Raw genomic sequence first — 15,277 nt, 5'->3', positions numbered from 1 at the left:
CGCCACCGGTCGGGCACCCCGTTCCATCGGTCCGGTCCTTAGGGTGGGGGCATGCTCATGGAACCGCGCTCTGGTCGCCTTGCCGCTTGGGGAAATGCCCTGTTGGCCGGATTTGTCTCTCCGGACGACGCCGTCCTCGCGGTCGTCGGGGAGGACGCCGTGCACCGGGTGGAGGGGCTGCCCGGCGAGTCGGCGCCCGTCGGGCTGACGCTGGCGCTGGGCCGGCTGCGGGCGCTGGGAGTGCGGGGGCTGCGGGTGGCGCTGCCGGCGCCGGGGCATCCGCTGGGGCTGAGCGGGCCGCCGGAGTTCAACGCGCGGGCGCTGGAGGCGGAGGAAGCGGTGATCTGTCACGGGGTCGCGCTGGGTCTCGTACCGGAGGTGTACGAGGCCGGGCCCGCGGGTGACGTGCATGTCGAGGTGGTGTGGCACTGTCTGCCGGTGCGGGAGGCTCCGCCGGCCGATGTGCCGTCGCTGGGTGAGGCCGAGCGGGAGCTGGCGGAGGCGTTGCGGGAGGCGACGGCGGTGTTGTCGAAGCTGGACGTGGCGGGGTCGGGGCCGGTGGCGGAGGCGGCGATCGACGCGTACCGGGCGCGGGCCGAGCGGGGGCGGGAGGTGCTGGCGCCGGGGTATCCGGGACGGGCGGTGCGGGTGCTGGAGCTGGCGCAGCGGGTGGGGCTGCTGGTGTCTCTGGCGGTGGATCGCGGGCATGGGGGCGCGGTGAGTTCCTCCGAGATGGCGGCGCGGGCGGAAGCGCTTCGGCCGGTGGAGCGGACGGGGCGGCGGGCGCAGGTCGCGGCGTACAACTCCTACGTCGAGGAGCTGGAGCGCGGGGTGCGGTGAGCGGGGTTGCCGTGGGCCGCTCGGGGGTCGCATGGCGAGGCCCCTCACTCGCCGTGCGGTGAGGGGCCTCGCAGCGGCTGCGCTGGGCAGTGGTTGACGCCCGTGTTGCCGAAGGCCGGGTTCAGGGCGGCGAGACCGTTCAGGGTGTTGCCGACGACGTTGACCGGGATGTGGACCGGGATCTGGAGGGTGTTGCCCGAGGCGACGCCCGGCGACCGCGGGTCGTGCGCTGATCAACGGGGAGTGACCGGGAACGGTGTGGGCGGCGGGCCGGGAACAGCCCGTTCGGATCAGTTGCTCGACCGGGCTGTGGAGTGACGATCAGGGGCCGGCCGCTCCATGGCGTACGGCCCACAGCGCGGCCTGGGTGCGGTCGGCGAGGTCGAGTTTCATCAGGATGTTCGAGACGTGGGTCTTGACCGTCTTCTCGGAGAGGACCAGGGCGCGGGCGATCTCGCGGTTGGAGCGGCCGTCCGCTATCAGGCCGAGCACCTCGCGCTCGCGTTCGGTGAGGGAACCGCCTCTGCCGTGCCCCGAGTTGGTCTCCTCCTGGGAGAGCAGGGCGCCTGCGACCTCGGGCTGGAGCAGGATGTGACCGGCGTGGACCGAGCGGATGGCACCGGCGAGGGCGTCGGGGTCCACGTCCTTGTAGACGTATCCGGCGGCTCCGGCGCGCAGGGCCGGGACCACCGTGCGCTGTTCGGTGAAGCTGGTGACGATGAGCACGCGCGCGGGGTTGTCGAGTTCGCGCAGGCGGCGCAGGGCCTCCACGCCGTCCATGCCGGGCATCTTGACGTCCATCAGGACGACGTCGGGCTGCAGTTCCTCGGCGCGCTGGACTCCTTCCGCGCCGTCGGCGGCCTCGCCGACGACCTCGATGTCGTCCTGGACCTCCAGGAAGGTGCGCAGTCCGCGGCGGACGACCTGGTGGTCGTCGACGAGCAGCACCTTGATTGCGTCAGCCACCGGGGGCCTCCATCTCGATCGTGGTGCCCTTGCCGGGCGCCGATTCCACCGTCAGGGCGCCGCCGATCCCGCCGGCCCGGTCCCGCATGGAGACCAGGCCGAGGTGGCGGCCGGCTCTGCGGATCGCCGTGGGGTCGAAGCCGGTGCCGTCGTCCGTGACGCGCAGGACCGTGTCGGCGCCGCGTTTGTGGAGGGTCACGTCGACGTGCTCGGCGCCGGAGTGGCGCAGGGCGTTGTGCAGGGCCTCCTGGGCGACGCGCAGCAGGGCCTCCTCCTGGGCGGCGGGCAGGGCGCGCACGCCGTGGCTGGTGAAGGTCACGCGCGCGGTGTGGGCGCGGTCCAGGACCTGGACCTGGGTGCGCAGGGTGGCGACGAGGCCGTCCTCGTCGAGGCCGGCGGGGCGCAGTTCGACGACGGCCGCGCGCAGTTCGTCGGCGGCCTCGGCGGCGAGGGTGGCGACCTGGTGGAGTTCGCCCTTGGCGCGGGAGGGGTCGCGGTCGACGAGAGCGGCGGCGGCCTGGGCGGTCAGGCGCAGGGAGAACAGTTTCTGGGCGACCGCGTCGTGCAGTTCGTGGGCGAGCCGGGAGCGTTCCTCCGCGATGGTCAGTTCGCGGCTGCGTTCGTAGAGGCGGGCGTTGGTGAGGGCGATGGCGGCGTGCTGGGCGAGGATGGCGAGGAGTTCCTCGTCCTCCTGGGTGAAGCCGCAGCCGCCCGTGGGCTTCGGGCAGTTCTTGTTGGCGAGGAAGAGGGCACCGATGACCTCGTCGCCGTCGCGGACGGGCAGGCCCAGGAAGTCGGACATGTCGGGGTGGGCGGAGGGCCAGCCCTCGAAGCGGGGGTCCTCGCGCACGTCGGCGAGGCGCTCGGGGCGGGCCTCGCGGAGCATCGAGGCGAGGATGCCGTGCTGGCGGGGCAGGGGGCCGATGGCCTTCCACTGCTCGTCGGTGACGCCGTCGACGACGAACTGGGCGAAGCCTCCGTGGTCGTCCGGGACGCCCAGGGCTGCGTACTGGGCGTCGAGCAGCTCGCGGGCGCTGGCGACGATCGTCTTGAGGACGTCGCGCACCTCGAGATGCCTGCTCATGGCCAGCAGCGCGGAGCTCACCGCGGCGAGGCCGGACCGGGGACCGTGACTCATGTCTTCACGGTACCGGCGGGGTGTGACAGCCCGGATCCGACCTGTGACGGCCCGGGGTAGGGCGGGGGTCCTAGGCCGGAGGTCGTCGGTACGGCGGCGTAGGGCGCGGGGAGGGGGTGTGCGGGCCTACGCCGAAGGGCCCCGGCGGACCCGGTCCCGCGTCCGAGGCGGGGGCGGGCGGCCGGTTCCTAGGTTGGGGTCACCGCCGAGGAGGCGGCTGACGAGGGGACGGTTGTCATGCCGGTAGCGATCATCACGGGGGCCTCGAAGGGGCTGGGGCGGGCGCTGGCCGAGGCGCTGGCCGCGCGGGGCTGGGATCTGGTGCTGGACGCCAGGAACGAGGGGGTGCTGAAGGAGACGGCGGCCTGGGTGTCGGGGCACGGGACGGGTGTGCGGGCGGTGGCGGGGGACGTCGCGGATCCCGCGCACCGGTCGGCGCTGGTCGCGGCCGCCCGGGGGCTGGGCGGGTGCGACCTGGTGGTGAGCAACGCGAGCGCGCTGGGCGCGGAGCCGCTGGTGCGCCTGGACGTGCTGCCGCTGGAGGGGCTGCGGCGGGCGCTGGAGGTGAACGTGGTGGCGGCGCTGGGGCTGGTCCAGGAGGCGTTGCCGCTGCTGCGGGCGGCGCGGGCCGGAGCGGTGATCACGGTCAGCTCGGACGCGGCGGCCGAGGCGTACGAGACCTGGGGCGGCTACGGGGCGTCCAAGGCGGCCCTGGACCAGGTGGCGGCGGTGCTCGGCGAGGAGGAGCCGGGGCTGCGGGTGTGGGCGGTGGACCCGGGGGACATGGCGACGGACCTGTACGCGGCGGCCGTACCGGACGACGACGATCCGCGTCCGGAGCCGGGGGGTGTGGTGCCGGCCTTCCTGCGGCTGCTGGACGAGCGTCCGGCGAGCGGGCGGTACGGGGCTCCGGCGCTGCTGGAGGGTCGGCGATGACGCTGGCGGTGCGGGTGCCGGAGGAGTTGTCGGCGCGGGTGCCGGCCGAGCAGCGCGGGCCGGGGCGGGAGCGGGACGACGTACGGCTGCTGGTGTCGCGGGGGACGGAGCCGGCGCATCACGTGTTCCGGGAGCTGCCGTGTCTGCTGCGGGCCGGGGACCTGTTGGTGGTGAACACCTCGCCGACGCTGGCGGCGGCCGTGACCGGGCGGATCGGGCGCGCGCGGGTGGTGGTGCACTTCTCGACGCGGGGGGACGCCGCGCACGGGGGCGAGGGGCGGTGGGCGGTCGAGCTGCGGGATCCGGATGGGAAGGGGACCACGCGCGCGCATGCGGGAGGGCCGGCGGGGGCGGAGGTGCGGCTGCCCGGGGGTGGGCGGCTGACGCTGGAGGAGCCGTTGATTCCGGGGAGCGGGCGGCTGTGGTGGGCGCGGGTGGCCGGTGGGGCGGCGGGCGCGGCGGGGCTGCCGGCTCTGCTGCGGGGGTACGGGCGGCCCATTCGGTACTCCTATACGGAGCGGGACCAGCCGTTGTCCGTGTATCAGACGGTGTTCGCGCTGCCGTCGGCCGACGGGGCGGGGAGCGCGGAGATGCCGAGTGCGGCGCGGCCGTTCACGGCGGGGCTGGTGGCGGAGCTGGTGAGCCGGGGGGTGCAGTTCGCGCCGGTCGTGCTGCACACCGGGGTGGCCTCGGCGGAGGTGCACGAGCCGCCGTATCCGGAGCGGTTCGCGGTGCCGGAGGCGTCGGCTCGGCTGATCAACGCCGTGCGGGCCGGGGACGGGCGGGTGATCGCGGTGGGGACGACGGCCGTGCGGGCGGTGGAGTCGGCGGCGGGGGCGGACGGGGTCGTACGCGCGCGTGAGGGGTGGACGGACCTCGTGGTGACGCCCGGGCGTGGGGTGCGGGTGGTGGACGGGTTGCTGACCGGGCTGCACGAGCCGGAGGCCTCGCATCTGCTGATGCTGGAGGCGGTGGCGGGGCGGGCGGCGATCGACCGGGGGTACGAGGCGGCGCTGCGGGGGCGCTATCTGTGGCACGAGTTCGGGGACGTCCATCTCCTCCTCCCGGGGGACGGTCCTCACGTAGAGAATTGCTCCGGCAACTGCCCGTGAGAACGGGGGGCGGACGATGTGAGGCCTCGCATAGGGCGCACATCACGTACGAAGGCCAATAGGAGATAAATGGGTCCCGCACGAACGGGGCAGACGTTCCAGTCTGTCCCGTTTTGCCCTTCCCTGATCCACTACCCGGGATCGTAGGTCACACCTTTGCCTGGCCATTTTGCGGCCGCTAAGAATTGCTCTCGTCGCTCAGCGCCGCGGGTTTTCGCCCCGGCGTTCGTTCGTGCCAAGAGCACCGTGTCCAACGTCGGACGAGCGACCTCCGCGCTATTTCGAAGAGGTCATTCGCCATGCCCAAGAACACTCACAAGATCGCGATCGCCGGTGCCACCACCCTCGGTGCGGCCGCCCTCGCCTTCTCCGTGGTGCCGGCCGACGCACACACGACCACGACGGACGCCGTGTCCTCGGCCCGTGTCGCGTACAGCACCCAGCCGGTGCGGGACGTGAAGGGCACGGTGACCGACCAGCTCGCCGGCTCGAACGTCAAGGTCGAGGCCATTGAGGCGAAGAAGAAGGCCGCCGCCGAGGCCGCCGCCAAGAAGAAGGCCGCCGCCGAGGCCGTGCGCAAGGCCGTCGCCGCGAAGAAGAAGGCCGCCGCCGAGGCCGCCCGCAGGGCCGCCGCCGAGAAGGCCGCCGCCGCGCACCAGGCCAAGCAGGCCGCGAGCCGCTCCACGCACCGCGTCGTGGTGAAGCAGGTCGCCGCCAAGAGCTACGCCAACAACCTCGACGGCTGGATCCGCGAGTCGCTCGACATCATGAAGAAGCACGGCATCCCGGGCTCCTACGACGGCATCAAGCGCAACGTCATGCGTGAGTCCTCGGGCAACCCGAACGCCATCAACGACTGGGACATCAACGCCATCAACGGCATCCCGTCGAAGGGCCTGCTGCAGGTCATCCCGCCGACCTTCAAGGCGTACCACGTCGCCGGCACGTCCTGGAACATCTACGACCCGGTCGCCAACATCACCGCCGCGTGCAACTACGCGGCCGACAAGTACGGCTCCATGGACAACGTCAACAGCGCGTACTGACCGTCCCCACGCGCCGAAGGGCGGCACCCCACCCGGGGTGCCGCCCTTCGGCGTCGTACGGCGAGTGCTACTTGCGCATGACCTCGGGCTCGTGCCGGCGCAGGAAGCGGGCCACGAAGAAGCCGCAGATCACACCGAGAACGATCAGCGCGATCATGTCGAGGCTCCAGGCGCCGACCGTGTGCTCCCACAGCGGGTCGGTGTCGCCGCCGTCCTTGGGCGGGCTGATCTTGTTGAAGTCCAGCGTGGCGCCGGCCGCGCCGACGGCCCAGCGCGAGGGCATCAGATACGAGAACTCGTTGACGCCGATCGAGCCGTTCAGGGCGAAGAGGCAGCCGGTGAAGACCACCTGGATGATCGCGAACATGACCAGCAGCGGCATGGTCTTCTCGGCCGTCTTCACCAGCGAGGAGATGATCAGGCCGAACATCATCGAGGTGAAGCCCAGCGCCATGATCGGCAGGCACAGCTCCACCAGCGGCGCGTTGGTGAGGATCAGGCCCTCTTCCGGGATCTCCCGGCTGGAGAAGCCGATGACACCGACGAGCAGTCCCTGGAACACGGTGACCAGGCCGAGCACGAACACCTTGGACATCAGGTACGCCGAGCGCGACAGACCGGTGGCGCGCTCACGCTCGTAGATGACCCGTTCCTTGATCAGCTCACGGACGGAGTTCGCCGCGCCCGCGAAGCAGGCGCCGACCGCGAGGATCAGCAGGACGGTGGTGGCGGTGCCGTTGGGGATGATCCGGCCGCTCTTGGGGTTGACCGGGTTGGGCAGCAGGCTGTTGCCGGAGTCGATGAGCAGACTCACCGAGCCGAGGACGACCGGCAGGATCACCGACAGGGCGAGGAAGCCCTTGTCCGACGCGATCACCGACGTGTAGCGGCGCACCAGCGTCATGAACTGCGACATCCAGCCCTGCGGCTTCGGCGGCCTCATGGCCTGCATGGGCGGCATCTGTACGGACTGCGGCGCCACGGCGTCGATGTCAGCGGCGTACATCTGGTAGTGCTGCGAGCCCTTCCAGCGGCCCGCCCAGTCGTAGTCGCGGTAGTTCTCGAAGGCGGAGAAGACATCGGCCCAGGTGTCGTAGCCGAAGAAGTTCAGCGCCTCCTCGGGCGGGCCGAAGTAGGCGACCGCACCGCCCGGCGCCATCACCAGCAGCTTGTCGCAGATCGCCAGCTCGGCCACCGAGTGGGTGACCACGAGGACCGTGCGGCCGTCGTCGGCGAGGCCGCGCAGCAGCTGCATGACATCGCGGTCCATGCCCGGGTCGAGGCCCGAGGTGGGCTCGTCCAGGAAGATCAGCGACGGCTTGGTGAGCAGCTCCAGGGCCACCGAGACACGCTTGCGCTGGCCGCCGGAGAGGGAGGTGACCTTCTTCTCCTTGTGGATGTCCAGCTTCAGCTCGCGCAGCACCTCGTCGATCCGGGCCTCGCGCTCGGCGGCCGTGGTGTCGGCGGGGAAGCGGAGCTTGGCCGCGTACTTGAGGGCCTTCTTGACGGTCAGTTCCTTGTGCAGGATGTCGTCCTGCGGGACGAGACCGATGCGCTGGCGCAGCTCGGCGAACTGCTTGTACAGGTTCCGGTTGTCGTAGAGGACGTCGCCCTGGTTGGCCGGGCGGTAGCCGGTCAGCGCCTTGAGCAGCGTCGACTTGCCGGAACCGGACGGTCCGATGACCGCGATCAGGGACTTCTCCGGGACGCCGAAGGAGACGTCCTTGAGGATCTGCTTGCCGCCGTCGACCGTGACGGTGAGGTGGCGCGCGGAGAAGGAGACCTCACCGGTGTCGACGAACTCCTCGAGCCGGTCGCCGACGATCCGGAACGTCGAGTGGCCGACGCCGACGACGTCCGCCGGGCCCAGGAGCTGGGTGCCGCCCTTGGGGATCGGCTGACCGTTGACGTAGGTGCCGTTGTGCGAGCCGAGGTCGCGGATCTCCATGCTGCCGTCGGGCATGGAGCGGAACTCGGCGTGGTTGCGCGAGACCTGGAGGTCGGAGACGACCAGCTCGTTCTCCAGGGCACGGCCGATGCGCATGACGCGGCCGATGGAGAACTGGTGGAACGTGGTGGGGCTGCGGTCTCCGTACGCCGGCGGCGCCCCCGCGCCTCCACCGGACACCTGCTGCGCGTACGGCTCGCTGGGCCCGGGCTGCTGCGGGACCTGCGGCGTCGCCTGCTGCGGCGGCTGCCAGCCGGCCTGCGCGGCCTGCGGCTGGGGCGCCTGCGGGGCGGCCCAGCCGGGGTTCGCGGCCTGGGCGGCGTAGGGCTGCTGCTGGGGCTGCGCGACCGGCGCCCGCGCTCCCGACAGGGTCACGCGCGGACCGTCGTTGGCGTTGCCCAGGTGCAGCGCCGAACCGGGGCCGATCTCCAACTGGCCGATCCGCTGCCCCTGCGAGAACGTGCCGTTCGTGCTGCCGTGGTCCTCGATGACCCAACTGCGGCCGTTGAAGCTGACCGTGGCGTGACGCCAGGAGACCCTGGCGTCCTCGAACACGATGTCCCCCTGCGGATCACGTCCGAGGGTGTATGGCCTGGACGGATCGAGCGTCCAGGTACGTCCGTTCAATTCCAGTACGAGTTCCGGCACTCCATACCCCATGAGTAGTCCCCCGAGTTACCCCCGTCACAGGGAGTCTAGGGATGTCGAACATCGTCGGGAACTATTTCAGTAGCGGCCCCCTGACCGAAAGTCGGGCCTCGTCACGAGCTTGCACCAGCACATCGGCCGTGCCCGTTGACGGGGTTGAAATCGCCCCGGAGAGTGGTAAACGCACGCGAGGGGGACGGATACGGCGATCTTCGCCGAACCGCGCCGCGGATCGGGGGGTCTGCATGAGTGCCGGCACTGGGATCGAGAGCAACGGGCGCGCGGGGTACGGCGCTGGCGTGCCGTGGTTGGACGTGGCGCTCGCCGCGATCGCCGCCGTGAGCTGGGCGTTGATCGGGATGGCGGGGACGGCGGCGCTGGGCCTGCACCTGCTCGGGGCGGACACGATGGGCTCGTTGGGCCCGATGACGGCGGCCGTGGTGGCTCTGGGCGCGGGCGGCTCGGTCACACCGTCGGGCGATGTGTCGGCCTTCGGCCTGACGGGGGCCGAAGCACACACCGCCATCGAGATCACGCCACTGGGTGTGAGCCTGGTCGGGGCGCTGCTGCTGTCGTGGTTCTTCCTACGGTCCCTGCGGGCGGCCGGGGTCGTGGTCGCGCCGGCCGAACTCCTCGCGCGGGTGGGCGCGGTGGTCGCGCTGTTCGTGGCGATGCTGGGCGGGCTGGCCTGGGCGGGGCACGACGTCATCACGCTCGACGGCGGCGCGCTGGGGATGGACGACCTGCCCGGCACGGGCGGGGGCGGCGGTGGCGGTGGCGGCGGGCTGGAGATCCCCGGGCTCGGTGACCTCGGGGGGCTGCTGCCCGACCGGATCGGGGATCTGGTCGACGCGAAGGCCGCGGTCGGCTTCACCGTCGACACGGCGCCCACGCTGCTGGGCGGGCTCGTATGGTCGGCGGGGATCCTGCTGATCGCCCTGCTGGCCTCGCGCCGGACCCCGTTGCCGCGCGGGTGGGAGGCGGTGCACCGGGTGGTGCGGCCCGCGGTGTCCGCAGTCGTCACCGTGCTGCTGGTGGCCGTGGCGGCCGGGTTCGCGGCGGCGGCCTACGCGGCGGTCGGCGACGACCATCCGCGGCGGATCGCGGGAGCGGCGCTGCTCGGCGCGCCCAACGGGGTGTGGCTGGGTGTCTCGATCGGTCTGTTCGTCCCGTGGGACGGCCGCGCCACGGGCGCCCTCACGAACGTCCTGCCGGACCCCCTCGACACACTCCTGTCCGTCGGCACCGACCAGCCCGTCACCCTGGGCCGCCTCGCCGATCTGGAGGGCCGGGTGTGGCTGCTGGCGGTGGCCGTGGCGGTGATGATGCTGTTCGCGGGGGTCCTGGTGGCGGTGCGGACGCCGGTCCGGGCGGGGGCGGGGGTCCTGGGTTTCGCGGGGGCCTGCGCGCTGCGGCTGGGGGTGGTGACCGCGCTGGCGCTGCCCTTCCTGGGGCTGCTGACGGGGCTGTCCGTGGACGCCTCGCTGTCGGTGCTGGGGTTCGACGCGTTCGGGGCCGGGCTCGAACTGCGCGGGCGGCTCGGCATGGCGCTGCTGCTCGGTGCCGTGTGGGGGGCCGGAGCGGGGGCCGCCGGTGCGCTGCTCGCCCGGGCCACCGGGGCGGCCGGGCGACGGGCGGCGCCGTTGGCACTGGGTGACGTGACGGCGGGAGCCGGGCGGCGGGGACAGGCGGGCAAGGGCGGGGACGCGCGGCCCGCGGGGTCCGAGGCGGGGCCGTACGCCCCCCGTGCGTCGTACCGGGCGCCCGACCCGGCCACCAATCCCTATCTCCGGGTGCCGGACGAACTGCGGGAGCCACAGGACGCGCGTCCCGGGGAGGAGCCCGGCGCCCCGACCGGACCGGGGCGGCGGTACCGGGGCGCCCGGCCGGGTGAGTCCCGGTCCGGAAGGGGGCGGGGTGCGGGTGAGTCCTCGGCCGGGGAGGGACGGGGCGCGGGTGAGCCCTCCTCCGGGGAGGGGCGCGGGGCGGGCGGACGGGGCGGGCCTCGCGGGAGCGCCCGGCCCGGCGGCGCTCCCTCGGGGCAGGGGAGCGCAGGGCCGGGGAACGTCTACGGTGCGCCGACCGTCGTGGGGCCGATGGGGCCCGTGGGGCCGATGGGGCCGGTCGGGCCCGCTTCACGGCGCCCGGGGGGCTCCGTCGGGGACGACGGGCCGCCGCCACCTCCGCCACCCCCTCCCCCGCTGCCGCCGAAACGGCCCGAGCGGCCCCGGTGACCGGCTCGGAGAGGGGCCCGGTGAGGGGTCCGGCGAGGGGCCCGGTGAGGGGTCCGGCGAGGGGCCCGGTGAGGGGTCCGGCGAGGGGCCCGGTGAGGGGTCCGGCGAGGGGCCTGGCGACCGGCTCGCGCGACCGTGAAGGGACTTCATAAAATCGACATCACCGGTTCGCCCAGTGTTCCGTGTCCGCTAGACGGACCTCTGCGGCGAAAGGCACTGGGTGCCGGATACGGTGGGATACATCATGAGAGCTTCGCAGACTTCGCCGACCTCGTCCTCCTCTGATGTCCCCACGCTCCTTGTCAAGATCTTCGGCAAGGACAGGCCGGGCATCACGGCCGGTCTTTTCGACACCCTCGCGGCCTACTCCGTCGACGTGGTCGACATCGAGCAGGTGGTCACCCGTGGCCGGATGGTGCTGTGCGCGCTCGTGACCGCGCCGCCGCGGTCACTGGAGGGGGACCTCCGACGCACGGTCCACAACTGGGCCGAGTCGATCAAGATGCAGGCAGAGATCATCTCGGGTCTCGGCGACAACCGTCCGCGTGGCCTCGGTCGCTCCCTGGTGACCGTCCTGGGCCACCCCCTGACCGCGGAGGCCACGGCCAAGGTCGCCGCCAAGATCACCAATGCCGGTGGCAACATCGACCGTATCTTCCGGCTCGCCAAGTACCCCGTCACGGCCGTCGAGTTCGCCGTCTCCGGGGTGGGGACCGAGCCGCTGCGCACCGCGCTGGTCACGGACGCGCGGGCGCTCGGGGTGGACGTCGCCGTCGTGGACGCGGGACTGTCCCGGCGCGCCCAGCGGCTCGTCGTCATGGACGTCGACTCCACCCTGATCCAGGACGAGGTGATCGAGCTCTTCGCCGCGCACGCCGGCTGCGAGGACAAGGTCGCCGAGGTGACGGCGGCCGCGATGCGCGGTGAGCTGGACTTCGAACAGTCGCTGCACGCGCGGGTGGCGCTGCTGGAAGGCCTGGACGCCTCGGTGGTGGACAAGGTGCGCGCGGAGGTCCGGCTGACGCCGGGCGCGCGCACGCTGATCCGTACGCTGAAGCGGCTCGGCTACCAGGTGGGGGTCGTCTCCGGCGGGTTCACCCAGGTCACCGACGATCTGAGGGAGCGGCTGGGGCTGGACTTCGCCCAGGCCAACACGCTGGAGATCGTCGACGGCCGACTGACCGGCCGGGTGACCGGCGAGATCGTGGACCGGGCGGGCAAGGCGCGGCTGCTGCGCCGGTTCGCCGCGGAGGCGGGTGTCCCGCTGTCGCAGACCGTGGCGATCGGTGACGGCGCCAATGACCTGGACATGCTGAACGCGGCCGGTCTCGGGGTGGCCTTCAACGCCAAGCCGGTGGTGCGGGAGGCCGCGCACACGGCGGTGAACGTGCCGTTCCTCGACACCGTCCTGTATCTGCTGGGCATCACCCGCGAAGAGGTCGAGGCGGCGGAGACCCACACCGAGTAGCGCCTTCTACGACGAGCAGGGGCCCGGTGCCGTGACGGTGCCGGGCCCTCGCGCATGCCGGAGGTGACGCCGGAGGGTTACTCGTCCGGGGCCCAGTAGTCGGTCAGGGTGGCCACGGCCGGCTCCAGGGCCTTCCAGGAGCCCTCGAAGGTGAGGACGGCGAAGGCGGAGGCCGGGAAGCCGCGGCGGACCATCCGCTCGCGGGCCTCGCTGTCGGCCGAGTCGGTCAGGATGTCGGTGAGGGCGTGGACGCCCGGGTTGTGGCCGATCACGATGACGTCGTGCACATCGTCCGGGGTTTCGTTGAGCAGGGCGATCAGCTCGCCCGGGGAGGCCTCGTAGATCCGCTCCTCGTAGACCGTTTTCGGCCGGTGCGGCAGCTCGTGGACGGCGAGCTTCCAGGTCTCCCTGGTCCGGACCGCCGTGGAGCACAGCGCCAGGTCGAGGGGGATGCCGCTGTCGGCGAGTTTGCGTCCGGCGACGGCGGCGTCCTTCCGGCCCCGCTCGGCGAGCGGGCGGTCATGGTCGTTCACCTGTGGCCAGTCGGCTTTCGCATGCCGGAAGAGGACGATCCTGCGGGGTTCTGCGACGCTCATGCGTCCCAGCTTCGCATGAAACAGGCCATGGGGCGCAGGGAGTTGACATGGGACTTCTTCGCTCGGGCCGGGTGTGCGGAGTGCGTCCGGGGCGTGCTCGTCACGGCTGGCGCGCGAGCAGTCGCTGCACGCGCTCGACGAGGTGGGTGATCGCCGGGTCGCCGGTGGCCGCCTGGGCGTCGGAGGGGTTCAATATCAGCACGAGCAGTGTGATGAAGGCGAGCGTCGGCAGGGCGAGGGCCCACCAGGGCAGCCGGGTGACCCGGGCCTGGGCGGCGGTCGGGCGGGGCCGGGTGAGCACAGGGGCCGACATGGATGCCTCCGGTCGTCTTCGAGCGGTCCGTGGTCCGCGTCGCGCGGCCACATCTCGAAACTACGGAACCGGCGGGCCCCGGCCCATCCGGTGATCCACCCACTTGACCCTGACCCTCACCCCCTAGGGGACAGGGGGGTTAACCCCACCCTCAGGGTGCGGCGATCGTGGCGATGACGGCGATAATCACGAAGATGGCGAGGAACGAGCCGAAGACGAGCAGCATCTTCTTCTGGCCGTTCTGGGGGTTCGGGTCGAGCACCATGCGCCCAGTCTCGCACCCTCCGTCCGCCTTTCGGCCGCCGGGGTCGGCGCGTGGACCGCCGGGGTCAGCGCGTCGACGACCGGGGCCGGCGGCCAGCCGTCTCGTCCTCGACCGTGCGGGCGCGGCCCGCCAGGACACCCACGGCCATCTGCGGGAGCATCAGCGCCGCCATCAGCGCGAGGGGCAGTCCCCAGCCGCCGCTGTGCTGGTAGAGCACGCCGACCAGCAACGGGCCCGGGATCGAGATCAGATAGCCGGTGCTCTGGGCGAAGGCGGACAGCTTGGCCACGCCCGTGCCGGTCCTGGCGCGCATGCCGACCATCGTCAGGGCCAGCGGGAAGGCGCAGTTCGCCATGCCGAGCAGCACGGCCCAGGCCCAGGCTCCCTCGGCGGGCGCGAGATACAGACCGGCGTAGCCGGCCAGGCCGCAGACGCCGAGCACGACGGCGATCGGACCCTGCTGCGGCAGCCAGGAGGCGACGCGCGGGATGACGTAGGCCAGCGGGACGCCCATCGCCATGGTGACGGCGAGCAGCAGACCGGACTCGCCCGCGGACACGCCCGCGTCCCGGAAGATCTGCGCCATCCAGCCCATGGTGACGTAGGCGGCGGTCGCCTGGAGTCCGAAGAAGACGGCGAGCGCCCACGCGGTGCGGCTGCGGGTGACGCGCAGGACGACCGGCGGCTCCACGCGCGCGTGCGAGACCGGGGCGGGGCCGGCCTTACCGGGCTCCGCCGGTGCCTGCCGTGGCTCTGCCGGTGCCTGCCGTGGCTCTGCCAGTGCCTGCCATGGCTCTGCCGATGTCCGGCGCGACTCCGCAGGTGCCTGCCGCCGCTCCGCCGGTGTCCGGCGCGACTCCGCCGGTGCCTGCCATGGCTCTGCCGGTGTCCGGCGCGACTCCGCAGGTGCCTGCCATGGCTCTGCCGGCGTCCGGCGCGACTCCGCCGGTGCCTGCCATGGCTCTGCCGGTGTCCGGCGCGACTCCGCAGGTGCCTGCCATGGCTCTGCCGGTGTCCGGCGCGACTCCGCCGGTGCCTGACGCCGCTCCGCCGGTGCCTCCCGTCGGTCCGCCGGTGGCTCCCGCCCGTCCCGTACGAACGGCAGCCAGGGCAGGACGGCCGTGGCGGCCAGGGCCGCCCACAGGGCGAGGCCGGGCCGCCAGCCGCCGCCCAGCGCCCCGGTCAGGGGCACGGTGAGCGCGGCGGCGGCCGAGGTACCGAGGGCGAGTGCCATCGAGTAGAGGCCGGTCAGGGAGCCGACCCGGTCGGGGAAGTGCCGCTTGACGATGACCGGCATCAGGACGTTGCTGACGGCGATGCCCATCAGGGCGAGGGCGCTGGCGGCCAGGAACCCGGCCGTAGCGCCCGTGTACGGCCGTATGAGCAGGCCCGCGGTGATGGCCACCATGCCCGCGCAGACCACCGCGCCGGGGCCGAAACGGCGGGCCAGACGCGGGGCCATGACGCCGAACACGGCGAAGCACAGCGGGGGCACGGAGGTGAGCAGCCCGGCCATGCCGCCGCTCATGCCGAGCCCGTCGCGGACCTCCTCCAGGAGCGCGCCGAGGCTGGTGATGGCGGGCCGGAGGTTCAGCGCGGCCAGCACGATGCCGGCCATGAGCAGGCGGGTCCGCCACGCGCGCGCGGCCGGGCGCGGCGGCTCGGCGGCTGTCCGCGCGCGGGTGGGCGGGGAGGTCGTCCTGGTCTGCTCGGTAGCCATGCACCCATCATAGAATCATGGGATGAATGTTCGTCCAGCCCTGTGAG

General features: G+C 72.7%; 13 protein-coding genes and 1 pseudogene. 6 read left to right on the top strand and 8 right to left on the bottom strand.

Annotated elements, in window-relative coordinates:
• Window positions 1-51: 51 nt before the first annotated feature.
• On the top strand, window positions 52-840 hold the full coding sequence (locus OG852_RS37280; protein ID WP_330350227.1) for a hypothetical protein: 789 nt from the start codon (window positions 52-54) through the stop codon (window positions 838-840).
• Window positions 841-884: 44 nt separating this feature from the next.
• On the opposite strand, the pseudogene OG852_RS37275 reads toward OG852_RS37280, so the two are convergent.
• The 3 genes and pseudogenes from OG852_RS37275 to OG852_RS37265 all read right to left on the bottom strand — a co-directional run.
• Window positions 885-1,055, bottom strand: a pseudogene (locus OG852_RS37275) (chaplin); the annotation flags it as partial.
• Between the two features lie 106 nt (window positions 1,056-1,161).
• Complete coding sequence (locus OG852_RS37270) at window positions 1,162-1,806, bottom strand: response regulator (protein ID WP_133910396.1); 645 nt, start codon at window positions 1,804-1,806, stop codon at window positions 1,162-1,164.
• The gene (locus tag OG852_RS37265; protein ID WP_330350226.1) at window positions 1,799-2,944 is read right to left on the bottom strand and encodes a GAF domain-containing sensor histidine kinase; all 1,146 of its coding nucleotides are present in this window, start codon (window positions 2,942-2,944) and stop codon (window positions 1,799-1,801) included. The genes OG852_RS37270 and OG852_RS37265 overlap by 8 nt, the downstream gene beginning before the upstream one ends.
• 237 nt (window positions 2,945-3,181) lie before the next feature.
• Here OG852_RS37265 and OG852_RS37260 point away from each other — a divergent pair, with 237 nt between their 5' ends.
• From OG852_RS37260 to OG852_RS37250, 3 genes are all read left to right on the top strand, one after another.
• A complete protein-coding gene (locus OG852_RS37260) occupies window positions 3,182-3,880 on the top strand; it encodes an SDR family NAD(P)-dependent oxidoreductase (protein WP_133910394.1) in 699 nt (232 codons plus the stop codon).
• Complete coding sequence (locus tag OG852_RS37255; RefSeq protein ID WP_330350225.1) at window positions 3,877-4,992, top strand: S-adenosylmethionine:tRNA ribosyltransferase-isomerase; 1,116 nt, start codon at window positions 3,877-3,879, stop codon at window positions 4,990-4,992. The genes OG852_RS37260 and OG852_RS37255 overlap by 4 nt, the downstream gene beginning before the upstream one ends.
• A 299-nt stretch (window positions 4,993-5,291) precedes the next feature.
• Entirely contained in the window at window positions 5,292-6,038 is a 747-nt protein-coding gene (locus tag OG852_RS37250; RefSeq protein WP_330350224.1) for a transglycosylase SLT domain-containing protein, read from the top strand.
• 67 nt (window positions 6,039-6,105) lie between these two features.
• Here OG852_RS37250 and OG852_RS37245 read toward each other — a convergent pair whose 3' ends face one another.
• A complete protein-coding gene (locus tag OG852_RS37245) occupies window positions 6,106-8,646 on the bottom strand; it encodes an ABC transporter ATP-binding protein/permease (RefSeq protein WP_330350223.1) in 2,541 nt (846 codons plus the stop codon).
• A gap of 233 nt (window positions 8,647-8,879) precedes the next feature.
• Here OG852_RS37245 and OG852_RS37240 point away from each other — a divergent pair, with 233 nt between their 5' ends.
• On the top strand, window positions 8,880-10,868 hold the full coding sequence (locus tag OG852_RS37240; protein ID WP_330350222.1) for a streptophobe family protein: 1,989 nt from the start codon (window positions 8,880-8,882) through the stop codon (window positions 10,866-10,868).
• A 244-nt stretch (window positions 10,869-11,112) separates the two neighbouring features.
• Window positions 11,113-12,336, top strand: a complete 1,224-nt coding sequence (gene serB / locus OG852_RS37235; RefSeq protein WP_133910389.1) for a phosphoserine phosphatase SerB — start codon at window positions 11,113-11,115, stop codon at window positions 12,334-12,336.
• Window positions 12,337-12,413: 77 nt separating this feature from the next.
• Here the strand turns inward: serB and OG852_RS37230 are convergent, their stop codons facing one another.
• The 4 genes from OG852_RS37230 to OG852_RS37215 all read right to left on the bottom strand — a co-directional run bounded on the left by OG852_RS37230 (window position 12,414) and on the right by OG852_RS37215 (window position 15,230).
• Window positions 12,414-12,932, bottom strand: coding sequence for a SixA phosphatase family protein (locus OG852_RS37230; RefSeq protein WP_133910388.1), 519 nt, complete (start codon window positions 12,930-12,932; stop codon window positions 12,414-12,416).
• A 100-nt stretch (window positions 12,933-13,032) separates the two neighbouring features.
• Window positions 13,033-13,245: a hypothetical protein gene (locus tag OG852_RS37225; protein WP_133910387.1), complete on the bottom strand. Its 213-nt coding sequence runs from the start codon at window positions 13,243-13,245 to the stop codon at window positions 13,033-13,035.
• A gap of 151 nt (window positions 13,246-13,396) precedes the next feature.
• Window positions 13,397-13,510, bottom strand: coding sequence for an SGM_5486 family transporter-associated protein (locus OG852_RS37220; RefSeq protein ID WP_330350221.1), 114 nt, complete (start codon window positions 13,508-13,510; stop codon window positions 13,397-13,399).
• Between the two features lie 64 nt (window positions 13,511-13,574).
• Entirely contained in the window at window positions 13,575-15,230 is a 1,656-nt protein-coding gene (locus OG852_RS37215) for an MFS transporter (protein ID WP_330350220.1), read from the bottom strand.
• Window positions 15,231-15,277: the final 47 nt, after the last annotated feature.

The sequence above is a fragment of the Streptomyces sp. NBC_00582 genome, assembly GCF_036345155.1.
Classification (GTDB): domain Bacteria; phylum Actinomycetota; class Actinomycetes; order Streptomycetales; family Streptomycetaceae; genus Streptomyces.
The sequence above is the reverse complement of the archived record's forward strand: the minus strand, read 5'-3'. Positions and strand labels throughout refer to the sequence as shown.